This window comes from Enterobacter sp. PL_is379, assembly GCF_055817355.1.
In genome coordinates this window covers 405682-430396 of the sequence record NZ_JBVPGT010000032.1, presented here as the reverse complement: position 1 = coordinate 430396, position 24715 = coordinate 405682, and the positions used below count along the sequence as shown (strand labels likewise).

The window sequence follows — 24715 nt, the reverse complement described above, 5'->3', positions numbered from 1 at the left end:
GGAACCGACATGAAAAGTAAACTACTCAGTGGCATGGTGTTGTTCATGCTTTCGGCTTCGGTGATGGCGCAGCAATCCTTTAGCACCCCCGATCAGGCAACCGATGCGCTGACCAAAGCCATTAGTGAGCATAATGAGAGCGCGATGAGCAATCTGCTTGGAGAGAACTGGCGCGATTTTCTGCCCCCTGAAGGCGTTGACCCGGATGCCGTCGATCGTTTCCTTCGCGACTGGAAAGTCCGTCATAACACGGTTGTCGAAGGGGATACGGCGCATCTGGTTGTCGGTGACAACAGCTGGCAGCTTCCTATCCCGGTGATCAAAACCTCTGCCGGTTGGCAATTCGATATCAAAGAAGGGGCCGAAGAGATCCTGACCCGCGAAATCGGGCGTAACGAACTTGCCGCCATTGAAGCCTTACATGCCTATGTTGATGCGCAGCAAAGCTACTTTGCGATGAACCAGAAATTCGCGCAGAAGATTGTCAGCTCGAAAGGGAAAAAAGACGGTTTGTACTGGCCCGCCTCTCCCGGCGAAGCGCCCAGTCCGCTCGGACCGGCATTTAGCCCAAAAGAGCCGGGTACCGGTTATCACGGCTATCGTTTCCGCATCCTGCCGGATAATAACGGTTTCGCGATGGTGGCCTGGCCAGTCAGCTATGGTCAGACGGGCGTCATGAGCTTTGTGATAAATCAGGATGATAAGGTGTATCAGTCCGATCTCGGCAGCGATTCTGAGCAGAAAGCTCGGGCGTTAACCGCCTATAGTCCTGATAAAACCTGGCAGCCTGTGGCCCCCTGAACGCAGCGCATAAAAAAAGCGGCCTGAGGCCGCTTTTTTCATCTGAAGAAACTTATTTCTTCTTCGCTTTCGCGTTCGGCAGGTCGGTGATGCTACCTTCAAACACTTCTGCCGCCAGGCCCACGGACTCGTGCAGAGTCGGGTGAGCGTGGATGGTCAGCGCGATGTCTTCAGCGTCACAGCCCATTTCGATAGCCAGACCGATTTCACCCAGCAGCTCGCCGCCGTTGGTACCGACAATCGCACCACCGATTACACGGTGAGTCTCTTTGTCGAAGATCAGTTTGGTCATACCGTCTGCGCAGTCGGACGCGATAGCACGGCCAGAAGCAGCCCACGGGAAGGTGGCGGTTTCGTAGCTGATGCCTTTCTCTTTCGCTTCTTTCTCAGTCAGACCCACCCATGCCACTTCTGGCTCGGTGTACGCGATAGATGGGATGACTTTCGGATCGAAGTAGTGCTTCATGCCGGCGATAACTTCAGCGGCAACGTGACCTTCGTGAACACCTTTGTGCGCCAGCATTGGCTGACCGACGATATCGCCGATAGCAAAGATGTGCGGCACGTTGGTGCGCAGCTGTTTGTCAACGCGGATGAAGCCACGGTCGTCCACTTCCACGCCAGCTTTGCCCGCGTCGAGGTTTTTACCGTTCGGCACACGGCCGATAGCCACCAGCACGGCGTCGTAACGCTGTGGTTCGGATGGGGCTTTTTTGCCTTCCATGGAAACGTAAATACCGTCTTCTTTCGCTTCAACGGCAGTCACTTTGGTTTCCAGCATCAGGTTAAATTTCTTGCTGATGCGTTTGGTGAAGACCTTAACGATGTCTTTGTCGGCAGCCGGGATAACCTGGTCGAACATTTCAACCACGTCGATCTCTGAACCCAGCGCATGGTACACGGTACCCATTTCCAGACCGATGATACCGCCGCCCATAACCAGCAGACGCTTAGGAACGGTTTTCAGCTCCAGCGCATCGGTGGAATCCCACACGCGTGGATCTTCATGCGGAATGAATGGCAGTTCGATTGGGCGAGAGCCTGCCGCGATGATCGCGTTGTCGAAGTTGATCACGGTTTTGCCGTTTTCGCCTTCCACTTCCAGGGTGTTCGCACCGGTGAATTTACCCAGACCGTTTACCACTTTCACTTTACGGCCTTTGGCCATACCCGCCAGACCGCCGGTCAGCTGAGTGATAACTTTCTCTTTCCAGGTACGAATTTTGTCGATATCGGTTTTCGGCTCGCCGAAGACGATACCGTGTTCAGCCAGCGCTTTGGCTTCTTCGATAACTTTCGCTACGTGCAGCAGCGCTTTAGAAGGGATACAGCCGACGTTCAGACAAACACCGCCGAGGGTGCTGTAACGCTCTACGATGACGGTTTCCAGACCTAAATCCGCGGCGCGGAATGCTGCGGAGTAACCTGCCGGGCCTGCCCCAAGTACTACGACCTGAGTTTTGATTTCTGTGCTCATCATGACCTCTTAATTTATACCCGTCGTCCACCGGGTCGTTCTATCCGCCCGCAGTTTACAAAATTGTTAACAATTTTGAAACAACAAACGGCTCACGAATTGTCGCTTTCGCCAATAACCTCACAAACCCCATGAGATTATCAGAAAAAAGCCGGCCGACTGGCCGGCTTTTCGATTACATCACCAGGCGGCGAATGTCGCTCAGCATGTTGTTGATGATGGTGATGAAACGCGCACCATCAGCACCGTCGATTACGCGGTGGTCGAAGGACAGAGAGATTGGCATCATCAGACGCGGTACGAACTCTTTGCCATTCCACACCGGCTCCATCGCGGACTTGGACACACCGAGGATAGCCACTTCCGGCGCGTTCACAATCGGCGCGAAGTGGGTAGTACCCAGGCCGCCGATGCTGGAGATAGTGAAGCAGCCGCCCTGCATTTCGCCGGCAGTCAGCTTACCATCACGCGCTTTCTTGGAGATCACGGTCAGTTCACGGGACAGCTCGGTAATGCTCTTCTTGTTCACGTCTTTGAAGACCGGAACAACCAGACCATTTGGCGTATCAACCGCAACACCGATGTTGATGTATTTCTTCAGCGTCAGCTTCTGACCGTCTTCGGACAGGGAGCTGTTGAAGCGTGGCATCTGTTCCAGAGCCGCAGCAACCGCTTTCATGATGAAGACCACTGGGGTGAATTTCACGTCCAGTTTGCGCTTCTCGGCTTCGGCGTTCTGCTGTTTACGGAACGCTTCCAGATCGGTGATATCGGTCTTATCGAAGTGCGTAACGTGCGGGATCATCACCCAGTTACGGCTCAGGTTCGCACCAGAGATTTTCTGGATACGGCCCAGCTCCACTTCTTCGATTTCGCCGAACTTGCTGAAGTCCACTTTCGGCCATGGCAGCATGCCCGGGATACCGCCGCCAGCGGCTGCAGCTGGTGCAGCTTCGGCGCGTTTCACCGCGTCTTTCACATAGGTCTGAACGTCTTCGCGCAGGATACGACCCTTACGGCCGGTCCCTTTCACTTTCGCCAGGTTCACACCGAATTCGCGCGCCAGGCGACGAATCAGCGGGGTAGCGTGGACATAAGCGTCGTTTTCAGCGAACTCAGATTTTTCTGCTTTAGCAGCAGGGGCAGCGGCTGGTTTAGCAGCCTGAGCCGGCGCAGCAGCAGGTGCTGGAGCAGCCGCGGCAGCCGGAGCTGCGGCAGGCGCAGCGCCTTCCACTTCGAAGACCATGATCAGAGAGCCGGTAGACACTTTGTCGCCGGTGTTGATTTTGATCTCTTTAACCGTACCCGCGAACGGCGCAGGGACTTCCATAGAAGCCTTATCGCCTTCAACGGTGATCAGTGACTGTTCAGCGGCAACTTTGTCGCCCACTTTCACCATCACTTCGGTGACTTCAACTTCGTCACCGCCAATGTCCGGTACGTTAACGTCTTTCGCGCCGCCAGCAGCGGCTGGTGCTGCGGCTGGAGCCGGAGCAGCGGCCTGTGCAGGCGCGGCAGCGCCTTCTGCACCTGCCACTTCGAAGACCATAATCAGGGAGCCGGTAGACACTTTGTCACCGGTGTTGATCTTGATCTCTTTAACGGTACCGGCGAACGGCGCTGGCACTTCCATAGAGGCTTTGTCGCCTTCTACGGTGATCAGTGACTGCTCGGCCGCAACGGTGTCGCCCACTTTCACCAGGATTTCAGTGACTTCAACTTCGTCACCGCCGATGTCAGGCACGTTCACTTCTTTCGCGCTCGCGGCAGCGGCTGGAGCAGCGGCGGCCGGAGCGGCTTTCTTCTCTTCCTGCGCAGGTGCAGCTGCTGCTGCACCGTCGGCGGAATCGAAAATCATGATCAGTTTGCCAGTCTCGGTTTTATCGCCAACAGAGACTTTGATCTCTTTAACGATGCCAGCCTGAGGAGACGGGACTTCCATAGAGGCTTTGTCGCCTTCTACGGTGATCAGCGACTGTTCAGCTTCAACTTTGTCGCCAACTTTGACCAGGATCTCGGTGATTTCAACTTCATCAGCCCCGATGTCCGGTACATTGATTTCGATAGCCATTATTCTTTTACCTCTTACGCCAGACGCGGGTTAACTTTTTCTGCATCGATGTTGAATTTGGTGATTGCGTCTGCAACCACTTTCTTATCGATTTCGCCACGTTTAGCCAGTTCGCCCAGTGCTGCTACAACCACGTAAGAAGCATCAACTTCGAAGTGGTGACGCAGGTTTTCGCGGCTGTCAGAACGACCGAAGCCGTCAGTACCCAGAACGCGATAATCATCAGCTGGAACGTAAGTACGAACCTGCTCAGCGAACAGTTTCATATAGTCAGTAGACGCCACCGCTGGCGCGTCGTTCATCACCTGAGCGATGTACGGAACGCGTGGGGTTTCCATTGGGTGCAGCATGTTCCAGCGCTCACAATCCTGGCCATCACGCGCCAGCTCAGTGAAGGAGGTAACAGAGTACACATCGGAACCGACACCGTAGTCTTTCGCCAGGATCTGCGCTGCTTCACGTACGTGACGCAGGATAGAACCGGAGCCCAGCAGCTGAACTTTACCTTTGCTACCTTCAATGGTTTCGAGTTTGTAGATACCTTTACGGATACCTTCCTCGGCACCTGCTGGCATTGCCGGCATGTGGTAGTTTTCGTTCAGGGTGGTGATGTAGTAGTAAATGTTCTCCTGCGCTTCACCGTACATGCGCTGCAGACCGTCATGCATGATGACTGCCACTTCGTACGCGTAAGACGGGTCGTAAGAGATACAGTTAGGGATAGTCAGAGACTGAATGTGGCTGTGGCCATCTTCGTGCTGCAGACCTTCACCGTTCAGGGTCGTACGACCGGAAGTACCACCTACCAGGAAGCCGCGAGCCTGCTGGTCGCCTGCCTGCCAGCACAGGTCACCGATACGCTGGAACCCGAACATAGAGTAGTAAATGTAGAACGGGATCATCGGCAGGTTGTTGGTGCTGTAAGAAGTCGCAGCTGCCAGCCAGGATGCGCCTGCGCCCAGCTCGTTGATACCTTCCTGCAGGATCTGACCTTTCTCGTCTTCTTTGTAGTATGCAACCTGCTCACGGTCCTGCGGGGTGTACTGCTGGCCGTTCGGGCTGTAGATACCGATCTGACGGAACAGACCTTCCATACCGAAAGTACGCGCTTCGTCGGCGATGATTGGAACCAGACGATCTTTGATCGACTTGTTCTTCAGCATCACGTTCAGGGCACGAACGAAAGCGATAGTGGTAGAGATCTCTTTGTTCTGCTCTTCCAGCAGCTGAGAGAAGTCTTCCAGCGCTGGCAGTTCCAGCTTCTCGGTGAAGTTTGGCTGACGAGCTGGCAGGTAGCCTTTCAGCGCCTGACGACGTTCGTGCAGGTACTTGTGCTCTTCAGACCCTTCCGGGAAGGTGATGTAAGACAGGTTTTCTACCTGCTCATCGGTCACTGGAACGTTGAAACGGTCGCGGATATAACGCACGCCGTCCATGTTCATTTTCTTAACCTGGTGAGCGATGTTTTTACCTTCTGCGGTATCACCCATGCCGTAACCTTTGATGGTATGGGCCAGGATTACAGTCGCTTTACCTTTGGTTTCACGCGCTTTTTTCAGTGCAGCGTAGACTTTCTTCGGATCGTGACCACCGCGGTTCAGAGCCCAGATCTGCTCATCAGTCCAGTCTGCAACCAGGGCTGCGGTTTCAGGGTATTTGCCGAAGAAGTGCTCACGAACGTAGGCACCGTCTTTGGATTTGAAGGTCTGGTAGTCACCGTCAACGGTTTCGTTCATCAGCTGGATCAGTTTACCGCTGGTGTCTTTACGCAGCAGCTCATCCCAACGACCGCCCCACATAACTTTGATCACGTTCCAGCCAGCACCCGCGAAGATGCCTTCCAGTTCGTTGATGATCTTGCCGTTGCCGGTTACCGGACCATCCAGACGCTGCAGGTTACAGTTGATGATGAAGCACAGGTTGTCCAGCTTCTCACGGGTAGCGATGGTGATCGCACCTTTAGATTCTGGCTCATCCATTTCGCCGTCGCCCAGGAAGGCGTAAACGGTCTGCTCAGAGGTGTCTTTCAGACCACGGTGTTCCAGATACTTCAGGAATTTAGCCTGGTAGATCGCACCGATTGGGCCCAGGCCCATAGATACGGTCGGGAACTGCCAGAATTCAGGCATCAGTTTAGGGTGCGGGTAAGAAGACAGACCTTTACCGTGAACTTCCTGACGGAAGTTGTTCATCTGCTCTTCAGTCAGACGACCTTCCAGGAAGGCACGTGCATAGATGCCCGGAGAGATGTGGCCCTGGAAGTACACCAGGTCGCCGCCGTCTTTCTCGTTCGCTGCACGGAAGAAGTGGTTGAAGCACACTTCGTAAACGGTCGCAGAAGACTGGAAGGACGCCATGTGGCCACCCAGCTCCAGGTCTTTCTTGGAGGCGCGCAGAACGGTCATGATGGCGTTCCAGCGGATTGCAGAACGGATACGACGTTCCAGATCCAGATTGCCCGGGTATTCCGGTTCGTCTTCGACGGCAATCGTGTTTACGTAGTTGCTAGCCCCTGCACCTGAAGCAACCTTCACACCGCCTTTGCGGGCTTCAGAAAGCAGCTGATCAATCAGATACTGAGCGCGCTCAACACCTTCTTCACGGATGACCGATTCGATCGCCTGTAGCCAGTCGCGAGTTTCGATCGGATCCACGTCATTTTGGAGACGTTCTGACATGGGGGTATTCCTTATCTATCTAATACGTTGATTTGTCTGGAACCTGTCCCATTGTGCTCTTGGGCAAGAACACAATAAGACAGGTTCTGCGTTTAGTTGCCGCGCTCTAAAAGTACCTGGCGCTTAATCCTTTCGTTGCTGTATGCGGCGTAATGAACGTTCGCGTCGCGATTGTTCACGGCTGCGGTCCAGCAAGATTTCCTCAATGAAAGCCAGATGGCGGTGCGACGCTTCACGCGCCTGCTCCGGTTCCCCGGCCATTATCGCCTCGAATATTCGGGTGCGATGGTTGCTTACCAGTGGGAGCATCTCCCGACGGGCATACAACAATTCAAAATTCTGACGAACGTTCTGGGCCAGCATCGGCTCCATGCAGCGTAGCAGATGGAGGAGCACCACATTGTGTGCCGCTTCGGTGACGGCGATTTGATACTGGACGACGGCGCTGGACTCGGCGTCTAAATCGCCGGACTGCTGTGCCCGTTCAATGGCCTGATGCAGTTCGCGGATACGCACGCGATCTTCATCAGTGCTGCGAAGGGCGGCGTAATAGGCCGCAATCCCTTCAAGCGCGTGACGGGTCTCAAGCAGGTCAAACTGGGATTCTGGGTGGTCAGAGAGAAGTTCTACCAGCGGATCGCTGAAGCTCTGCCACAGGCTGTTTTGCACAAAGGTTCCGCCGCCCTGGCGACGAAGCAGCAAGCCCTTTGCTTCGAGACGTTGAATCGCCTCACGCAGAGAGGGACGTGAAACGTCGAACTGTTTTGCCAGCTCGCGTTCTGGTGGAAGTTTCTCACCCGGGCGCAGAGTCCCTTCGAGGATTAAAAACTCCAGCTGCTGCTCAATCACATCAGATAGTTTTGGTTGGCGAATTTTGCTGTAGGCCATATTCCCTGTCTTACGCCTTTTTGCCCGGAGTCAATTGGTCTTACCAATTTCTATTTCGTATCGCTAAAGTAACAAAGTATTCACCTTCTGTCCATATTGGTTTTGATTGAAATCAGTAAACCCTGCACATTTTAACAACCTTACAGAAATAACGTTTCAGAAATGTAACTTTGCACAAATGAGTTGATTACTCCTAAAGAGGGAGTTTTAACCATAATGAAACGAGGGTTTTTGCAATCTGAAGCGATTCAACAAGGCAAATAATGAAAATTCGCCCACTTACGGCGCATTTCTATTCTATAGGTTGGGTTAGGAACAACGAGCGAGCCGATTTACAAATGCTTTCTTTTTATTCAAGTCGTCATCATCCCTTCATAAAGCAGGTGCATTCGCAGTCGCTTACCACTATTCTTGCGCTTACGGAAGTCATCTCCGCTTTTTTCGGTCTCGTTAACCGTAAAGAAATAAATACAGAATATGGATTTTCATAATTACACACGCACAGCGTGAACATAACAACCACACACGAGGTTTCAAATGGAAGCTCAACAGCACGGCGATCAGCTAAAGCGCGGGCTTAAAAACCGCCATATTCAGCTCATCGCACTGGGCGGTGCGATAGGTACCGGCCTGTTTCTGGGCAGCGCATCCGTTATCCAGTCTGCCGGTCCGGGTATTATTTTGGGTTACGCGATTGCGGGTTTCATTGCTTTTCTGATCATGCGCCAGCTGGGCGAAATGGTCGTTGAAGAGCCGGTCGCAGGCTCCTTCAGCCACTTTGCCTATAAATACTGGGGCAGCTTTGCCGGTTTCGCCTCAGGCTGGAACTACTGGGTGCTGTACGTTCTGGTTGCCATGGCTGAGCTTACCGCCGTCGGGAAATACATTCAGTTCTGGTATCCCGAAATCCCAACCTGGGCTTCTGCTGCGGCCTTCTTCGTCATTATCAACGCCATTAACCTGACCAACGTTAAAGTGTTCGGTGAGATGGAGTTCTGGTTCGCCATCATCAAAGTCATTGCCGTGGTGGCGATGATTATCTTTGGCGGCTGGCTGCTGTTCAGCGGCAACGGCGGACCGCAGGCCACCGTGCGCAACCTCTGGGAACAGGGTGGCTTCCTGCCTCACGGCATGACCGGTCTGGTGATGATGATGGCCATCATTATGTTCTCCTTTGGCGGTCTGGAGCTGGTGGGTATAACCGCCGCTGAAGCCGACAACCCGGAGCAGAGCATTCCAAAAGCCACTAACCAGGTTATCTACCGCATTCTGATCTTCTATGTGGGCTCGCTGGCCGTGCTGCTCTCCCTGCTGCCATGGACGCGCGTCACCGCTGACACCAGCCCGTTTGTGCTGATCTTCCACGAGCTGGGCGACACCTTTGTCGCCAACGCCCTGAACATCGTGGTGCTGACCGCAGCGCTCTCCGTATACAACAGCTGCGTATACTGCAACAGCCGTATGCTGTTCGGCCTCGCCCAGCAGGGCAACGCGCCGAAGATGCTGCTTAACGTTGATAAACGCGGCGTACCGGTGAATACCATCATTGTTTCCGCCATCGTGACCGCCCTGTGCGTGCTCATTAACTACATGGCACCAGAATCGGCGTTTGGCCTGCTGATGGCGCTGGTGGTCTCTGCCCTGGTCATCAACTGGGCGATGATCAGCCTGGCACACATCAAGTTCCGCCGCGCGAAACAGCAGCAGGGCGTCACCACGCGCTTCCCTGCCCTGCTCTATCCGCTGGGTAACTGGATCTGCCTGCTGTTTATGGCGGCCGTGCTGGTGATCATGCTGATCACGCCGGGTATGGCGATTTCCGTCTACCTGATTCCGGTCTGGATTGCGATCCTGGGCGTGGGCTATCTCTTCAGTCAGAAAAGCCGTAATGCCATGAAGGCACACTAAGCCTCTCTCCGCGGTACCTGCTTTTGCGGGTGCCGCGCGTTGTTACCTCCCTCACACTTTCACGCCCACAGCGCATTTATCCATATCACCGCCCTGATACTGCAACGCATATATCCCTTTGCCAGCGAATAATTCTCTCCATACCGTAAACCGGAGAGCTGTCGATGGATAACAACACACTGTCAGTAAAAGAAAAGATCGGCTATGGGATGGGCGACGCCGGATGCAACATTATCTTTGGCGCCATCATGTTGTTTGTTAATTATTTTTATACGGATATTTTTGGCCTCGCGCCTGCGCTGGTCGGCGTGCTGCTGCTGTCCGTCCGCGTAATTGACGCCGTAACGGACCCGATCATGGGCGCGATTGCCGACCGTACCCGCAGTAAATATGGCCGGTTTCGTCCATGGCTGCTGTGGATCGCCTTCCCCTACGCGCTGTTCAGCATCCTGATGTTCACCACGCCGGAGTGGAGCTATAACAGCAAAGTTATCTATGCGTTTGTCACCTACTTCCTGCTCTCTTTGACCTATACGGCAATCAACATCCCCTACTGCTCCTTAGGAGGGGTAATCACCAACGATCCAAAAGAACGCGTGGCCTGCCAGTCGTATCGCTTCGTGCTGGTCGGCATCGCCACGCTGCTGCTCTCATTAACGCTGCTGCCGATGGCCGACTGGTTTGGCGGGGATAACAAAGCCAAAGGCTACCAGATGGCGATGACCGTGCTGGCGCTGATTGGCACCTGCATGTTCCTGTTCTGCTTCGCCACCGTGCGCGAGCGCGTGCGCCCGGCGGTACAGACCAACGACGAGTTGAAAAACGATTTGAAAGACGTGTGGAAGAACGACCAGTGGGTACGCATTCTGCTGCTGACGCTCTGCAACGTCTGCCCGGGCTTTATCCGTATGGCGGCCACCATGTATTACGTCACCTGGGTGATGGGCCAGAGCACCCACTTCGCTACGCTGTTTATCAGCCTGGGCGTGGTCGGCATGATGCTCGGCAGCGTGCTGGCAAAAGTGCTGACCGACCGCTGGTGTAAGCTGAAGGTCTTCTTCTGGACCAACATCGTGCTGGCGATTTTCTCCTGCGCCTTCTACTTCTTCGACCCGAAAGCCACCGTCACCATTGTGGTGCTCTACTTCCTGCTGAACATCCTGCACCAGATCCCGTCTCCGCTGCACTGGTCGCTGATGGCCGACGTGGACGACTACGGCGAGTGGAAGACCGGGAAGCGCATTACCGGCATCAGCTTCTCCGGCAACATCTTCTTCCTCAAGCTGGGGCTGGCGATTGCCGGGGCGATGGTCGGCTTCCTGCTCTCCTGGTACGGCTATGACGCGGGCGCAAAAGCGCAGAGCGCGGACGCCATCAACGGGATCGTCCTGCTGTTTACCGTCATTCCCGGCATTGGATACTTAATTACCGCGGGCGTGGTACGTCTGCTGAAGGTGGACCGTGAAACGATGAAACGCATTCAGGAAGACCTGGAAAAACGCCGCACCAACTACCGTGAACTGAACGACTATCAGGAACTGAAAGCCGCAGAGACAAAATAAGGAGAGCCAAATGCATCAGTGGCCAAACCCGTTTATCGAACAACGCGCCGATCCGTACATTTTACGCCATGAGGGGCAGTACTATTTTATCGCCTCCGTGCCGCAGTACGACAGGCTGGCGATCCGCCGCGCAGCGTCGCTTGAAGGCTTACGTCATGCCGAAGAAGTGGTGGTCTGGCGTAAACCCGACGCTGGCCCCATGAGCCAGCTGATATGGGCGCCGGAACTGCATCATATCGACGGAAAGTGGTACATCTATTTTGCCGCGACGCACACGCAGGCGCTCGATGCACTCGGGATGTTCCAGCACCGCATGTTTGCCATTGAATGTACCGAGAGCGATCCGCTTACCGGCACGTGGGTGGAAAAAGGGCAAATCAAAACCCCGTTCGATACCTTTGCTCTGGACGCTACCACCTTTGTGCATCAGGGGAAACGCTGGTATCTGTGGGCGCAAAAGGCACCGGATATCACCGGGAACTCCAACCTTTATCTGTGCGAAATGGCGAACCCGTGGACGCTAAAAGGCGAGCCGGTGATGCTCAGCAAACCGGAGTATGACTGGGAGTGTCGCGGATTTTGGGTTAACGAAGGCCCGGCGGTGTTGGTTCACGGCGATAAGCTGTTTATCAGCTATTCCGCCAGCGCCACCGACGAGAACTACTGCATGGGACTGCTGTGGATAGACGTGAATGCCGATCCGCAAAACCCTGCAAACTGGGACAAATCCCCGCGTCCCGTATTCGTGACCAGCTACGAAAACCGCCAGTTCGGCCCGGGCCACAACAGCTTTACACAAACGCCGGAAGGGGAAGATGTGCTGGTGTATCACGCGCGGAACTACACCGAAATTGAGGGCGATCCGCTGTACGATCCGAACCGTCATACCCGCCTGAAGCGCGTCCGCTGGAATGAAAACGGGATGCCTGATTTCGGCATCCCGCCTGCGGATACGCTTTAGTCTTTGCGGCGCGCTGGCTTACACCAGCGTGCCGTAGATCGTCAGCAGCGCCACGATAACCACCACCACAAACGACGTTTTCTTCGCCATGGAGACAGCGGCTTTCGGTGTTTCAATCTTGTCGGTATGCGGCTCACGCGCCAGCGAGAACTGCGCCAGACGCGTTAACACTTGGTACTGCGACGTATGGCGGTCAGCCAGCGAAGCAAACCATGCGGGCAGCGCTTTCTCACCGTGTCCAATTAACGCGTACACCACGCCCACCAGACGCACCGGGAGCCAGTCGAGCACGTGCAGGATGGCATCGATGCCGGACAGCAAACGTTCATGCGGCGTCAGATAGCGGGCAAGCCAGGTCTGCCAGGCGCGCAGGAACGCATACCCCATCAGCAAGACCGGTCCCCACGGGCCGCCCACCACAAACCAGAACAGCGGTGCCAGGTAGTAACGGAAGTTAATCCACAGCAGCGCGTTCTGCAGTTCGCGCAGAAACTCGCGCTCGTCACAGTCCGGCGGCACGCCGTGGATCATCGTCAGCTCGCTCGCCATGGCACCGCGCGCATGGGCATCGTCACGGGAGGCGGCTTTCAGGTAGGCGTGATAGTGCAAACGCACCTTGCCCGCACCAATGCACAGCACGCCGAGCAGGATCCACACCACCAGCAGCGGCACGTTGAAAAACAGTCCATGCAGCGCGCGCAGCAGCAGGAACGTAATGAACATCACCCCAGCCATCATCAGCAGCGTACGCAGCAGAGAAAAGTGCTTAATCCGGCGGAAAAACACCTCCAGCCGGTGATCCAGATGCCAGTGCTCGCCGAGCTTGAACAGGCGTTCAGCGATGATGACCAGCAGCATGGTAAACAACGTCATGGTATCTCCTTATTCTGACGACGCGGTGAGCATGGCGCGGAACCGCGGCCAGTCGAATGCCGGGCCGGGATCGGTTTTTCTCGCCGGGGCAATATCACTGTGTCCCGTAATATTGTCGGCGATGGCCGGATAGAGTCCGATAAGCGTGCGGGTCACAGCCGCTAACTGTTGATACTGTGAATCGGTGTAGGGCGTGGTATCCGTGCCTTCCAGTTCGATCCCGATAGAAAAATCGTTGCACCGTTCGCGCCCGTGATACATCGACACGCCGGCATGCCAGGCGCGCTTATCAAAGGGAACATACTGAACCACTTCACCATCGCGACGAATCAGGCAGTGAGCCGACACGCGCAGATGCGCAATCTCAGCGAAGAAAGGATGGACATCGGGATCAATCGTTCCCGTGAATAACGCATCGATCCACGGGCCGCCAAATTCCCCCGGCGGGAGACTAATATTATGAACCACCAGCAGTGTGGGCTTTTCATCCTCCGGGCGGCAGTCGTGGTGCGGCGAAGGCACATGCCGCGCATCCACCAGCCATCCGTTTTCTAACAACATGCTGGAACTCCTTATGTATGGTGCTGTTACTCGGTTCAGAGTAGCATGTTTCAATATTATGATTCGTTACCAATTTGGAGTTTTATCATGCCGCCTCGCCGCTACAACCCCGACCACCGACGTGAAGCGCTTCTGGAACGTATTAATATGGATATTCCGGCAAGCGTTGCCCATGCTTTGAAAGAAGACCTGGGCGGTGACGTCAATGCCGATAAAGATATTACCGCACAATTGTTGCCAAAAGAGACACGTTCCCACGCGGTCATTATCACCCGCGAAGAGGGTGTTTTTTGCGGCAAGCGCTGGGTTGAAGAGGTCTTTACCCAACTGGCGGGCGATGATGTGCAGGTAACATGGCACGTGGAAGATGGCGATAGCGTCACGCCAAATCAGCCGCTGTTCGAGCTGGACGGCCCCTCCCGCGTCTTGCTGACCGGCGAACGTACCGCGCTCAATTTTGTACAAACGCTCTCTGGCGTTGCCAGTGAAGTGCGCCGCTACGTTGACCTGCTGGCCGGCACCCGAACCCAGCTGCTGGATACCCGCAAAACGCTGCCGGGCCTGCGCACGGCGCTGAAGTACGCGGTGCTCTGCGGCGGCGGCGCAAACCATCGTCTGGGCCTGTCCGACGCTTTCCTGATTAAAGAGAACCACATTATTGCCTCAGGCTCCGTGCGTCAGGCGGTGGAGAAGGCCTTCTGGCTGCACCCTGATGTGCCGGTTGAAGTGGAAGTGGAAAACCTGGACGAGCTGGAGCAGGCGATTAAGGCTGGGGCCGATATCATCATGCTCGATAACTTCGAAACCGAGCAGATGCGTGAGGCGGTGAAACTGACCAACGGCCGGGCCCAGCTCGAAGTATCCGGGAACGTCACTTTCGAAACGATCCGTGAATTCGCCGAAACCGGCGTGGATTACATCTCCGTCGGTGCGCTAACCAAACACGTTCGCGCTCTCGACCTCTCAATGCGCTTTAAATAACGCATTCTCCCCTCTCCACCCGGAGAGGGGAATTTCTGCCCCGCTCGCAGATCCGCTGTTCTTCCCTGCAATACTGAATAAATTCTCTGAAGCCCCCTTCCCGTTCCCTTTTTTGCCCCTCGTTTCTGTTCTTTCCCGCTGACAAAGTAGCGCCACTTTGCATAAGGAGCAGATATGGACAGACAACAAGGCTTCACACTCATTGAGCTGATGGTGGTCATTGGCATTATTGCGATTCTGAGCGCCATCGGCGTCCCCGCCTATCAGAATTACCTGCGCAAGGCGGCGCTGACCGATATGCTGCAAACCTTCGTTCCCTACCGCACCGCCATCGAGCTTTGCGCGCTGGATCACGGTGGTGTGGAAAGCTGCGATGCCGGCAGCAACGGCATCCCTTCCCCCACCACGACACGCTACGTTTCAGGAATGAGCGTAGCGAAAGGGGTCGTGACCTTAACAGGACAGGAGAGTCTTAACGGGCTGACGGTAACCATGACGCCACGGTGGAGCGACGGCAACGGTATGACGGGCTGGACGCGTGACTGCAGCATCAGTGCTGACAGCGCCCTGAAGCAGGCCTGCGAAGACGTTTTCCGCTTCGACAATAACTGAGGAGCGGAAAATGAATACCGATCAACTCGTGGCGCTTTGCCTGCGCCATCACGCTCTGCTGCTCAACAGCGACAGTGACATGGTCAGCATCGCCGTTGTAGGCAACCCCGCGGCTGAACTGATGGAGGCGCTGCGTTTCGCCACCCAGAAACGAATTGATATTGAGTGCTGGAGCGCTGAGCGCATGGAAAAACAGCGACAGCTAACGTCACAATCCCATCTGCCCGTTGTTTCGCTAACGCACTCAACGGTAGATATCCTCAACCACACGCTGCAGCAGGCAATCAACCAGCGCGCCTCTGATATTCATATCGAACCGATGGAGCACGCGTGCCAGATCCGTTTACGCATCGACGGGGTTCTTTGCCCCCAGCCTCCGCTTTCCGCCTCGCTGGCAAGCCAGTTCAGCGCGCGTTTAAAAGTGCTGGGTAACCTGGATATTGCAGAGCGTCGTTTGCCACAGGACGGTCAGTTTACGATTGAGCTGGCGAACGCGCCGGTCTCGTTTCGGATCGCGACGCTTCCCTGCAGCGGCGGCGAAAAAATTGTGCTGCGTCTCCTGCATCAGGTTCAGCAGGCCCTTGAGCCAAAAGCGCTTGGCATGAGTGCTGAACAACTGGCCTGTTTTAATGAGGCCCTCCACCAGCCGCAGGGGCTAATTCTGGTTACCGGCCCTACCGGCAGCGGCAAAACCGTGACGCTGTATAGCGCGCTGCAGGCGCGTAACACCCCTGACGTCAACATCTGTAGCGTGGAGGATCCCATTGAAATCCCCCTTGCGGGATTAAACCAGACGCAGATTAATCCCCGGGCGGGTTTAACATTCCAGAGCGTGCTGCGGGCGCTGCTACGCCAGGATCCAGACATCATTATGGTCGGCGAAATTCGTGACGGTGAAACGGCAGGGATTGCCATTAATGCTGCCCAGACCGGGCACCTGGTGCTATCAACGCTGCACACCAACTCGACGACGGAAGCCCTGACTCGCCTGGAGCAGATGGGCGTGGCGCGCTGGATGATATCTTCCGCGCTGTCGATGGTGATTGCCCAGCGGCTGGTCCGGCGTCTGTGCCCGCACTGTCGCCGGGAAGCCAGCGAGCATGCTGAATTACCGCGCGCCGTATGGTCCAGACCGCTTCCACGCTGGCAGCCCATCGGCTGTGAGCGTTGTTATCACGGTTTTTATGGCCGTGTGGCCATTTTTGAAGTACTCACGATCGACAATGCCCTGCGGCAGGCCATTGCCAGCGGGGCGGGAACAGAAGTGATAGAGGCGAGCGCCCGGCAGGCGGGAATGATTTCTCTTTTCGAGCACGGCTGCATGGCCGTCGAACAGGGGATGACCACGATCGAAGAGCTGGTGCGCATCCTGGGCATGCCGGATGGCTGCTAATCAGCTCTGGCGCTGGCGAGCGCTCACCCAGGAAGGAGAACCCCGAAGCGGGACTCTCTGGGCCACAGACCGCAATGCCGCCTTCACCAGGCTGATGCACAGCGGCCTCCATCCTCTGACGCTGACCCGATGCGCTCAGCGACACCGCTGGCGGCCACACCACTGCTACGAGATGTTTCGCCAGCTCGCAACGCTTCTGCAGGCCGGGCTGACATTGTCCCACAGCCTGCAGATGCTGGCAGAACAACATCCGTTAAAACCGTGGCAGGCGCTGCTGCAAAGCATTGCCGATGAGCTTAGTGAGGGAGCCCCCTTTTCTGAGTCGCTAAAAAAGTGGCCAGCCGTTTTTAGCCCACTGCATGTCTCGATGGTGAAAACCGGTGAACTCACAGGGAAGCTGGAGGAGTGCTGTCGCCAGCTCGCGCAGCAGCAAAAAGCGCAGCAGCAGCTCAGTGCGAAAGTGAAAAAGGCGCTGCGCTACCCGGCGATCGTCCTGACCCTGGCCGTACTCGTGGTGCTGGCGATGGTCATCCTGGTCTTGCCCGAGTTTGCCGCGATCTACAAAACGTTTAACACTCCGCTTCCGCTGCTGACGCAAATGGTCATGGGGATGGCCGCATTTATGCGGTCATATGCCCTTGCGTTGTTCGCCGCGTTACTCGCGCCCTTAGCCACCGCCTGGACTCTGCGGCAGAACCCTCGCTGGCAGCGCATCCTGATGCTAACTCCCGTGTTGGGCGCACTGGCAAAAGGTCAAAAACTGGGACATATCTTTACCGTGCTGTCACTCACGCAACAGGCGGGCATCCCCTTTTTACAGGGCCTGGCGAGTGCAGAGGAAACTGTTGAGAGCCGGTACTGGCAGGGAATACTTCGCGGCGTGCGAGAGGACATTGAAAAAGGCCTCCCCGTCTGGTCATCCTTTCAGAAAGCGGCCATCTTTACCCCGCTGTGCATTCAGCTTTTACGAACCGGCGAAATGTCAGGTGCGCTGGACATCATGCTGGCAAACCTCGCCCGACATCACACGGAACAGACCTTTCAACGGGCAGATAGCCTGGCGGCACTTCTCGAGCCAGTGCTTCTGATTGTGACGGGGGTCATTATCGGCACGCTGGTGGTGGCAATGTACCTGCCGATTTTCCATCTGGGGGATGCGATGAGCGCGGGTTAGCGCAAAACAGTGCTGGCGCATGGGCATGCGCCAGCGAAAACCATTACAGGCTATTGAATACGCGGTTTTCCTGTTCCTGAACGCGAATAAACGTTGTACGTTTCGTCAGCTCTTTCAGGCGGGATGCCCCAACGTAGGTGCAGGCCGAGCGCAGGCCGCCGAGGATATCGCGCGCGGTGTATTCAACCGGGCCGCGCAGAGGCAGCTTCACGGTTTTGCCTTCTGCCGCACGGTATTTTGCCACGCCACCGACGTGACGGGTCATCGCGGATTCAGAGCTCATGCCGTAGAACAGCATAAATTTCTCGCCGTTCTCTTCAACCACGGTACCACCGCTCTCTTCGTGGCCTGCCAGCATACCGCCGAGCATCACGAAGTCCGCACCGCCACCGAAGGCTTTCGCAACATCACCCGGCATGGTGCAACCGCCGTCGCTGATGATCTGGCCGCCGAGCCCGTGCGCCGCGTCGGCACATTCAATGACGGCGGAGAGCTGCGGATAACCGACGCCGGTTTTGACGCGTGTCGTGCACACGGAGCCCGGGCCAATACCTACTTTCACGATATCTGCACCGGAGAGGATCAGCTCTTCACACATTTCACCGGTCACCACGTTGCCCGCGATGATGGTTTTCGTCGGCCAGGCCTCGCGCGCCTTGCTGACGAACTGCACGAAGTGCTCGGAGTAACCATTCGCCACATCAATGCAAACGAAGTTGAGTGCCGGGTTAGCCTTCAGGATCTGTTTGGTCTTCTCGAAATCCGCATCGGAGGTGCCGGTAGAGACCATCACATGCTTCACCACATCAGCAGACGCGGACGCAACAAACGCATTCCACTCTTCAGGGCTGTAATGTTTGTGCACGGCGGTGAGAATGTCGAACTGTGCCAGGGCGGTGGCCATCTCAAAGGTTCCCACAGTATCCATGTTGGCAGCGATGATCGGCACGCCAGACCAGGTCTGACCGGAATGCTTAAAGGTGAATTGACGTTCGAGTTCAACGTCTGAGCGACTTTTCAGTGTAGAGCGTTTAGGGCGGATAAGAACGTCTTTGAAACCTAACTTCAGATCTTCTTCGATACGCATGTGCGGATTCCTGGGGTTAGAGGCAAATATGTTAAAAGCACAACTCCAGTGACGTTATCATACGCACTAATACCTGCTCCGCAAGACTGCGAAATTCTCTTTTTTTACGCTACAATCCTATAAATTTACCTGGTAAAAAGCCGGTAAACGGGGCTAAACAGTGGCTGGCGCACGTAAGAATTTTAATCAACTGATTTTAAAAATGAATAATTCCCAGGATTTGATTTAATGGGGTATATCGTCGCATTAACTGGCGGCATCGGTAGTGGTAAAAGTACCGTTGCGGACGCTTTCTCTCGTTTGGGTATCACGATTATCGATGCCGATATCATTGCCCGCCAGGTGGTAGAGCCCAATACACCCGCGCTAAAGGCCATCGCAGAACATTTTGGTCAGGCCATCATCAATGCCGATGGCACACTGAATCGCCGTCAGCTTCGCGAATGCATTTTTTCCGATTCCGCGGAAAAAGCCTGGCTTAATAGCCTTCTCCACCCCATCATCCACCTGGAAACTCAGCGTCAGATCGCTGCGGCCCGCTCGCCCTATGTCTTATGGGTGGTTCCGCTACTGGTTGAAAATCAGTTGCAGAAGAAAGCCGATCGGGTGCTGGTGATTGATGTCTCTCCCGAAACGCAAATCCAGAGAACCATGACGCGAGATCGCGTCTCGCGGGAGCATGCTGAACACATTCTTGCCGCTCAGGCTACGCGCGCTCAGCGCCTTGCCGTGGCGGATGATGTCATTGATAATAACGGCGCACCAGATGCCATTGCATCGGATGTTGCCCGTCTGCACGCGCAGTATCTGACGTTTGCCGCGCAGGCCGTTGCACAGGAAAAACCATAATGTCGACACACATCCTTTTTGAGCATCCGCTCAACGAAAAAATGCGCACCTGGCTGCGCATCGAATTTCTCATTCAGCAGCTTTCACAACATCTGCCGGTTAACGATCACGCTACGGCGCTGCACTTCTTCCGCAACGTAGGCGATCTGCTGGATGTGATTGAACGCGGCGATGTCCGCACAGAATTACTCAAAGAACTGGAGCGCCAGCAGCGTAAATTACAGGCATGGGCTGAGGTTCCGGGGGTGGATGTAAGCCGTATCGATTCCCTTCGTCAGCAGCTTAAAACCAGCAGCAGCATCCTGATGGCCGCGCCGCGCGTCGGGCAGTTTTTGCGTGAAGACCGCCTGATTGGCCTGGTCCGCCAGCGTCTGAGCATCCCTGGCGGCTGCTGTAGCTTCGACCTGCCGACGCTGCATATGTGGCTACATATGCCACAGGCGCAGCGTGACGCGCAGGTGAACAGCTGGCTGGCAAGCCTGGAGCCGATGCACCAGACGCTGTCGCTGATCCTCGATCTGATTCGTAACTCTGCACCGTTCCGCAAGCAAACCAGCCTGAATGGTTTCTTCCAGGATAACGGTGATGATGCCGATCTTCTGCGTCTCAATCTGTCTCTTGGCGAACAGCTTTACCCACAGATTTCCGGGCATAAGAGCCGCTTTGCGATTCGCTTTATGCCGCTGGACAGTGAAAATGGCACCGTGCCGGAACGTCTCGATTTTGAACTGGCCTGTTGTTAAGGAGTGCCGATGTCTGATGTCACCACCGTAAACTGCCCTACCTGTGGCAAAACCGTTGTCTGGGGCGAAGTGAGTCCGTTCCGCCCATTCTGCTGCAAACGCTGCCAGCTTATTGACCTGGGCGAATGGGCGGCGGAAGAGAAACGCATTCCGAGTAAAGGCGATCTCTCCGACAGCGACGACTGGAGTGAAACCCAGCAGTAATCTGTAAAGCCTGCTGGCGCGTCGCTCAGCAGGCCTACGGTTGTGCGACTAACCGCAGGATCACAGGTTCATTAGCTGGCGGGAATTTTTCGGCATCACTTGCCTGAAGCGCCACCCAGTTACCCGGCTGCCCCTCTTTTCCCCAGGGTTCACCTTCCCAGTTTTCCACTAGCCAGAACCACAGCGTGATGTGCCTGTCCGGAAACTGGTACTCAAGCTTATCAAACAGCGTAGCGCCAAGCGGAGTGATCCCCACCTCTTCCTGAAGTTCCCGAACCAGCGCCTCTTCCGGTGTTTCACCTGACTCGATTTTACCGCCCGGAAACTCCCACTTGTTCGCCATATGGGCGTCGGCAGCACGCTGGGTGATGAAGATTTGGTTTTGCGGGTTGCGAATAATCCCGACGGCAATTTGCAGTATTTTCATATTGTTACTTCCATAAAAAAGGCGCAGATGTCTGCGCCTTTTTGTTTTTTATGAACTTAGCTCAGACGGCCGTGGCACGCCTTGTACTTTTTACCGGAACCACACGGGCACGGATCGTTACGACCCACTTTACGATCGCCGGTCTGCGCGGCGATCGCCGCTGCGGCTTCGCTGTCGTCGGTCTGATGACTCAGCTGTTGCATTTGTGCCAGACGCTCGGCTTCTTCACGACGCTGCTGCTCCATCGCTTCCACTTCTTCCGGCATACGCACCTGAACCTTGCTCAGGGTGCTGATCACTTCGTACTTCAGTGACTCCAGCATAGACGCAAACATGGAGAAGGATTCACGCTTGTATTCCTGCTTCGGATCTTTCTGCGCATAGCCACGCAGGTGGATACCCTGACGCAGGTAGTCCATCGCCGCCAGGTGCTCTTTCCACAGGGAGTCCAGAGTCTGCAGCATCACGCCTTTTTCGAAGTGACGCATCATTTCAGCGCCAACAACCTCTTCCTTACGCTTGTAAACGTCCAGCGCGGTTTCAAAGATACGTTCACGCAGGGTCTCTTCGTGCAGCTCAGGCTCTTTGTCCAGCCACTCTTTGATTGGCAGTTCGAGGTCAAAGTCATTTTTCAGACGTTCCTGCAGGCCTTCAATATCCCACATCTCTTCCAGAGACTGCGGTGGAATATGCGCGTCGATGGTGGCTTTGAACACATCTTCACGAATGCTGTTGATGGTTTCGCTCACATCGGACACGTCCAGCAGTTCGTTACGCTGGGTGTAGATCGCACGGCGCTGATCGTTAGCCACGTCATCATATTCCAGCAGCTGCTTACGAACATCGAAGTTACGGCTTTCCACTTTGCGCTGTGCGTTAGCGATCGCTTTGGTGACCCACGGGTGCTCAATAGCTTCGCCAGGTTTCATCCCCAGCTTACGCATCATGCCGGACACGCGGTCGGAGGCAAAAATACGCATCAGCGCATCTTCCATAGACAGGTAGAACCGGGATGAACCGGCATCACCCTGACGACCCGCACGACCACGCAGCTGGTTATCGATACGACGGGATTCATGACGTTCTGTACCGATGATGTGCAGACCGCCGGACGCCAGAACGGCGTCATGACGAACCTGCCAGTCGGCTTTGATCTGGGCAATCTGTTCTGGCGTTGGGTTTTCCAGCTCCGCCACTTCAGCCTGCCAGCTACCGCCCAGCATAATGTCGGTACCACGACCCGCCATGTTGGTGGCGATGGTTACGGCAGCCGGATAACCCGCCTGCGCAACGATGTCCGCTTCTTTGGCGTGGAATTTGGCGTTAAGAACGTTGTGTTGGATACCCGCTTTCGTCAGCTCGTGCGAAACCACTTCGGATTTCTCGATGGAGATGGTCCCCACCAGAACCGGCTGGCCATTGGCAGTACGGTCGCGAATATCTTCGATGATCGCCTGAATTTTTTCCGCTTCGGTCATGTACACCAGGTCCGGCATATCCTTACGGATCATCGGACGGTTGGTTGGAACGACCACGGTATCCAGCTTGTAGATAGAGCTGAATTCAAACGCTTCGGTATCGGCAGTACCGGTCATCCCCGCCAGCTTCTCGTACAGACGGAAGTAGTTCTGGAAGGTGATAGACGCCAGCGTCTGGTTTTCATTCTGAATATCCACGCCTTCTTTGGCTTCCACAGCCTGGTGCAGACCGTCAGACCAGCGACGTCCCTGCATGGTACGGCCGGTGTGCTCATCGACGATGATCACTTCGCCGTCTTTTACGATGTAGTCGACGTCGCGGGTGAACAGCGCGTGGGCACGCAGCGCGGCGGTCACGTGGTGCATCAGCATAATGTTGCTCGGGGAGTACAGAGACTCGCCCTCTTCCATAATGCCTTCAGCGACCAGCAGCTCTTCAATTTTCACCAGACCACGTTCGGTCAGGTTCACCTGGCGCGCTTTTTCATCAACGGAGAAGTGGCCTTCACCCTGGAAGGTATCCGAGTCCTCTTTCTCCTGACGCAGCAGGTGTGGAATGATTTTGTCGACCTTACGGTACATCTCGGAGCTGTCTTCAGCCGGGCCGGAGATGATAAGCGGAGTACGCGCTTCATCGATCAGGATGGAGTCCACCTCATCCACCAGCGCATAGTGCAGTTTACGCTGTACGCGTTCTTCCGGGCTGAACGCCATGTTGTCACGCAGGTAGTCGAAGCCGTATTCGTTGTTGGTGCCGTAGGTGATGTCCGCGTTATACGCTTCACGCTTGGCTGGCGCAGGCAGGCCGGACATGTTGATGCCGACGGTCATACCGAGGAATTCGAACAGTGGACGGTTGTTTTCGGCGTCACGCTGCGCCAGATAGTCGTTGACGGTTACCACGTGAACGCCTTTACCGGTCAGCGCGTTCAGGTAAGCCGGCAGCGTTGCGGTCAGGGTTTTACCTTCACCGGTACGCATTTCCGCGATGCAGCGCTCGTTAAGCACCATACCGCCCAGCAGCTGAACGTCGAAGTGACGCATGCCGAATACGCGCTTACTCGCTTCACGCACAACAGCAAACGCTTCCGGGATCAGGCTTTCTAAGGTTTCGCCTTTTTCCAGACGCGCACGGAATTCCGCCGTTTTCGCTTTCAGCTCATCATCAGAGAGCTTCTCCATCGCCGGTTCCATACCGTTGATGACGGCAACAGCTTTGCGCATACGGCGCAGGGTACGATCGTTACGACTACCAAAAACTTTAGTTAACAATTTGATTAGCATAATAAATTCTCAAACGCCCCATCGTGGGCAGATAAATTAAGGTATTGAAAAAGTTAATTTAGCTGAGGCGTTGCGGCCCGGCACGAATGCCGTGAGTCTGGCTAATCCAGGTTGAAACAGAGAATGAGACAGGCGGAACGAGCGCGAGCTGCGTCGTCTGGCGAACCATAACCGGCGGCTGGCTGTCCTGCGTGAGCAGCGCGTTGAGCGTGTCCAGCAGCGCAAGATGCTGTGCCTGCACCGGAAGCGTCTCTTCCGCAACAGGCATGGCCTGTGGTGCCATCGCGAAGGAGAGATGACGGATAACCGTGCGGATAGCGTGCTGGTGCCAGTAATCAACGGAGAAATTCGGGCGGCGGCTGGCTTCAAGCCACGCGAGGTTTGTAAAGTTAACCCGCGTGTTGAGATCGTGTTTGGTGGTAGAGGTTTTCGCGGGCGTCGCCGCTTCGGCACTGTTGCTGAGCGCAGGCAAGCCGAAACTCGCCGCGACCATCCCTAATAAGAGATGCGGCCAGAAGTAACGTCTGCCAAATTGTCGCCAGCGCGTCAGTATTCCGCTCACCTGCTCCACCCAATAAGCCAGCCTTGCAGAGGCTGAGTTCAGTTATTCTTTTTAGCGCCCAGATAGTACCACTAAAGCTAATGTACATCAGCAGGAATGAGGTGCCGCCGCGGGGAAAAACGGTCAAGAATGCAGCTAACG

21 protein-coding genes are annotated in these 24715 nt (G+C 55.4%); 11 read left to right on the top strand and 10 right to left on the bottom strand.

Translation table 11 applies throughout. The features are described from left to right. Positions 1-9: 9 nt before the first annotated feature. Positions 10-801 (top strand): DUF2950 family protein, encoded by a 792-nt coding sequence (locus AC0TOY_RS20865; protein ID WP_157189906.1) that lies wholly within the window; start codon positions 10-12, stop codon positions 799-801. Positions 802-853: 52 nt separating this feature from the next. On the opposite strand, the gene lpdA is transcribed toward AC0TOY_RS20865, so the two are convergent. From lpdA to pdhR, 4 genes are all read right to left on the bottom strand, one after another. Then, positions 854-2278, bottom strand: coding sequence for a dihydrolipoyl dehydrogenase (gene lpdA, locus AC0TOY_RS20860; RefSeq protein WP_003856313.1), 1425 nt, complete (start codon positions 2276-2278; stop codon positions 854-856). Positions 2279-2453: 175 nt separating this feature from the next. After that, complete coding sequence (gene aceF / locus AC0TOY_RS20855) at positions 2454-4349, bottom strand: pyruvate dehydrogenase complex dihydrolipoyllysine-residue acetyltransferase (RefSeq protein ID WP_473722487.1); 1896 nt, start codon at positions 4347-4349, stop codon at positions 2454-2456. A 14-nt stretch (positions 4350-4363) separates the two neighbouring features. Next, the gene (gene aceE / locus AC0TOY_RS20850) at positions 4364-7027 is read right to left on the bottom strand and encodes a pyruvate dehydrogenase (acetyl-transferring), homodimeric type (protein ID WP_024907478.1); all 2664 of its coding nucleotides are present in this window, start codon (positions 7025-7027) and stop codon (positions 4364-4366) included. Between the two features lie 123 nt (positions 7028-7150). Beyond that, positions 7151-7915, bottom strand: a complete 765-nt coding sequence (gene pdhR / locus AC0TOY_RS20845) for a pyruvate dehydrogenase complex transcriptional repressor PdhR (RefSeq protein WP_014882565.1) — start codon at positions 7913-7915, stop codon at positions 7151-7153. 537 nt (positions 7916-8452) lie between these two features. Between pdhR and aroP the strand changes: the two genes are divergently transcribed. The 3 genes from aroP to AC0TOY_RS20830 all read left to right on the top strand — a co-directional run bounded on the left by aroP (position 8453) and on the right by AC0TOY_RS20830 (position 12346). Next, positions 8453-9823, top strand: a complete 1371-nt coding sequence (gene aroP, locus AC0TOY_RS20840) for an aromatic amino acid transporter AroP (protein ID WP_024907477.1) — start codon at positions 8453-8455, stop codon at positions 9821-9823. A gap of 164 nt (positions 9824-9987) precedes the next feature. After that, positions 9988-11385, top strand: coding sequence for a glycoside-pentoside-hexuronide (GPH):cation symporter (locus AC0TOY_RS20835; protein ID WP_148769776.1), 1398 nt, complete (start codon positions 9988-9990; stop codon positions 11383-11385). A gap of 10 nt (positions 11386-11395) precedes the next feature. Then, on the top strand, positions 11396-12346 hold the full coding sequence (locus AC0TOY_RS20830; RefSeq protein WP_473722486.1) for a glycoside hydrolase family 43 protein: 951 nt from the start codon (positions 11396-11398) through the stop codon (positions 12344-12346). Between the two features lie 18 nt (positions 12347-12364). On the opposite strand, the gene ampE is transcribed toward AC0TOY_RS20830, so the two are convergent. Then, positions 12365-13219, bottom strand: coding sequence for a beta-lactamase regulator AmpE (gene ampE, locus AC0TOY_RS20825; protein WP_473722485.1), 855 nt, complete (start codon positions 13217-13219; stop codon positions 12365-12367). Positions 13220-13228: 9 nt separating this feature from the next. Continuing rightward, positions 13229-13780, bottom strand: a complete 552-nt coding sequence (gene ampD / locus AC0TOY_RS20820; RefSeq protein ID WP_353143690.1) for a 1,6-anhydro-N-acetylmuramyl-L-alanine amidase AmpD — start codon at positions 13778-13780, stop codon at positions 13229-13231. 87 nt (positions 13781-13867) lie between these two features. Here ampD and nadC point away from each other — a divergent pair, with 87 nt between their 5' ends. The 4 genes from nadC to hofC all read left to right on the top strand — a co-directional run bounded on the left by nadC (position 13868) and on the right by hofC (position 17940). Beyond that, the gene (gene nadC, locus AC0TOY_RS20815; RefSeq protein WP_021240514.1) at positions 13868-14761 is read left to right on the top strand and encodes a carboxylating nicotinate-nucleotide diphosphorylase; all 894 of its coding nucleotides are present in this window, start codon (positions 13868-13870) and stop codon (positions 14759-14761) included. Between the two features lie 174 nt (positions 14762-14935). After that, a complete protein-coding gene (gene ppdD / locus AC0TOY_RS20810) occupies positions 14936-15373 on the top strand; it encodes a prepilin peptidase-dependent pilin (protein ID WP_024907471.1) in 438 nt (145 codons plus the stop codon). A 10-nt stretch (positions 15374-15383) separates the two neighbouring features. Continuing rightward, a complete protein-coding gene (gene gspE, locus AC0TOY_RS20805) occupies positions 15384-16766 on the top strand; it encodes a type II secretion system protein GspE (protein ID WP_473722484.1) in 1383 nt (460 codons plus the stop codon). Continuing rightward, positions 16756-17940, top strand: a complete 1185-nt coding sequence (gene hofC / locus AC0TOY_RS20800) for a protein transport protein HofC (protein ID WP_157188601.1) — start codon at positions 16756-16758, stop codon at positions 17938-17940. The genes gspE and hofC overlap by 11 nt, the downstream gene beginning before the upstream one ends. A 43-nt stretch (positions 17941-17983) precedes the next feature. On the opposite strand, the gene AC0TOY_RS20795 is transcribed toward hofC, so the two are convergent. Continuing rightward, positions 17984-19027 carry a GMP reductase gene (locus tag AC0TOY_RS20795; protein WP_024907468.1) on the bottom strand — a complete coding sequence of 348 codons (1044 nt, stop codon included), beginning with the start codon at positions 19025-19027 and terminating at the stop codon, positions 17984-17986. Positions 19028-19255: 228 nt separating this feature from the next. Here AC0TOY_RS20795 and coaE point away from each other — a divergent pair, with 228 nt between their 5' ends. The 3 genes from coaE to yacG are packed head-to-tail and all read left to right on the top strand — an operon-like array spanning position 19256 to position 20823. After that, complete coding sequence (gene coaE, locus AC0TOY_RS20790; protein ID WP_061715966.1) at positions 19256-19876, top strand: dephospho-CoA kinase; 621 nt, start codon at positions 19256-19258, stop codon at positions 19874-19876. Then, positions 19876-20619: a cell division protein ZapD gene (zapD, locus tag AC0TOY_RS20785; RefSeq protein WP_024907466.1), complete on the top strand. Its 744-nt coding sequence runs from the start codon at positions 19876-19878 to the stop codon at positions 20617-20619. The genes coaE and zapD overlap by 1 nt, the downstream gene beginning before the upstream one ends. Before the next feature lie 9 nt (positions 20620-20628). Further along, positions 20629-20823 (top strand): DNA gyrase inhibitor YacG, encoded by a 195-nt coding sequence (yacG, locus tag AC0TOY_RS20780; protein ID WP_024907465.1) that lies wholly within the window; start codon positions 20629-20631, stop codon positions 20821-20823. A gap of 34 nt (positions 20824-20857) precedes the next feature. Here the strand turns inward: yacG and mutT are convergent, their stop codons facing one another. From mutT to secM, 3 genes are read right to left on the bottom strand one after another with little or no spacing between them, the layout of a single operon-like run. After that, positions 20858-21250 carry an 8-oxo-dGTP diphosphatase MutT gene (mutT, locus tag AC0TOY_RS20775; RefSeq protein ID WP_024907464.1) on the bottom strand — a complete coding sequence of 131 codons (393 nt, stop codon included), beginning with the start codon at positions 21248-21250 and terminating at the stop codon, positions 20858-20860. Between the two features lie 56 nt (positions 21251-21306). Next, a complete protein-coding gene (gene secA / locus AC0TOY_RS20770) occupies positions 21307-24012 on the bottom strand; it encodes a preprotein translocase subunit SecA (protein ID WP_473722482.1) in 2706 nt (901 codons plus the stop codon). A gap of 58 nt (positions 24013-24070) precedes the next feature. Then, positions 24071-24574 carry a secA translation cis-regulator SecM gene (gene secM, locus AC0TOY_RS20765; protein WP_073961640.1) on the bottom strand — a complete coding sequence of 168 codons (504 nt, stop codon included), beginning with the start codon at positions 24572-24574 and terminating at the stop codon, positions 24071-24073. Between the last annotated feature and the right edge of the window lie 141 nt (positions 24575-24715).

Excerpts from the sequence above, each read along its gene's own strand:
- ppdD (WP_024907471.1), top strand. The coding sequence starts at position 14,936 with ATGGACAGACAACAAGGCTTCACACTCATTGAGCTGATGGTGGTCATT.
- lpdA (WP_003856313.1), bottom strand. The coding sequence starts at position 2,278 with ATGAGCACAGAAATCAAAACTCAGGTCGTAGTACTTGGGGCAGGCCCG.
- mutT (WP_024907464.1), bottom strand. The coding sequence starts at position 21,250 with ATGAAAATACTGCAAATTGCCGTCGGGATTATTCGCAACCCGCAAAAC.
- AC0TOY_RS20795 (WP_024907468.1), bottom strand. The coding sequence starts at position 19,027 with ATGCGTATCGAAGAAGATCTGAAGTTAGGTTTCAAAGACGTTCTTATC.
- hofC (WP_157188601.1), top strand. The coding sequence starts at position 16,756 with ATGGCTGCTAATCAGCTCTGGCGCTGGCGAGCGCTCACCCAGGAAGGA.
- gspE (WP_473722484.1), top strand. The coding sequence starts at position 15,384 with ATGAATACCGATCAACTCGTGGCGCTTTGCCTGCGCCATCACGCTCTG.
- aceE (WP_024907478.1), bottom strand. The coding sequence starts at position 7,027 with ATGTCAGAACGTCTCCAAAATGACGTGGATCCGATCGAAACTCGCGAC.
- aceF (WP_473722487.1), bottom strand. The coding sequence starts at position 4,349 with ATGGCTATCGAAATCAATGTACCGGACATCGGGGCTGATGAAGTTGAA.
- aroP (WP_024907477.1), top strand. The coding sequence starts at position 8,453 with ATGGAAGCTCAACAGCACGGCGATCAGCTAAAGCGCGGGCTTAAAAAC.
- zapD (WP_024907466.1), top strand. The coding sequence starts at position 19,876 with ATGTCGACACACATCCTTTTTGAGCATCCGCTCAACGAAAAAATGCGC.
- ampE (WP_473722485.1), bottom strand. The coding sequence starts at position 13,219 with ATGACGTTGTTTACCATGCTGCTGGTCATCATCGCTGAACGCCTGTTC.
- ampD (WP_353143690.1), bottom strand. The coding sequence starts at position 13,780 with ATGTTGTTAGAAAACGGATGGCTGGTGGATGCGCGGCATGTGCCTTCG.
- AC0TOY_RS20865 (WP_157189906.1), top strand. The coding sequence starts at position 10 with ATGAAAAGTAAACTACTCAGTGGCATGGTGTTGTTCATGCTTTCGGCT.
- AC0TOY_RS20835 (WP_148769776.1), top strand. The coding sequence starts at position 9,988 with ATGGATAACAACACACTGTCAGTAAAAGAAAAGATCGGCTATGGGATG.
- secA (WP_473722482.1), bottom strand. The coding sequence starts at position 24,012 with ATGCTAATCAAATTGTTAACTAAAGTTTTTGGTAGTCGTAACGATCGT.
- coaE (WP_061715966.1), top strand. The coding sequence starts at position 19,256 with ATGGGGTATATCGTCGCATTAACTGGCGGCATCGGTAGTGGTAAAAGT.
- AC0TOY_RS20830 (WP_473722486.1), top strand. The coding sequence starts at position 11,396 with ATGCATCAGTGGCCAAACCCGTTTATCGAACAACGCGCCGATCCGTAC.
- nadC (WP_021240514.1), top strand. The coding sequence starts at position 13,868 with ATGCCGCCTCGCCGCTACAACCCCGACCACCGACGTGAAGCGCTTCTG.
- yacG (WP_024907465.1), top strand. The coding sequence starts at position 20,629 with ATGTCTGATGTCACCACCGTAAACTGCCCTACCTGTGGCAAAACCGTT.
- pdhR (WP_014882565.1), bottom strand. The coding sequence starts at position 7,915 with ATGGCCTACAGCAAAATTCGCCAACCAAAACTATCTGATGTGATTGAG.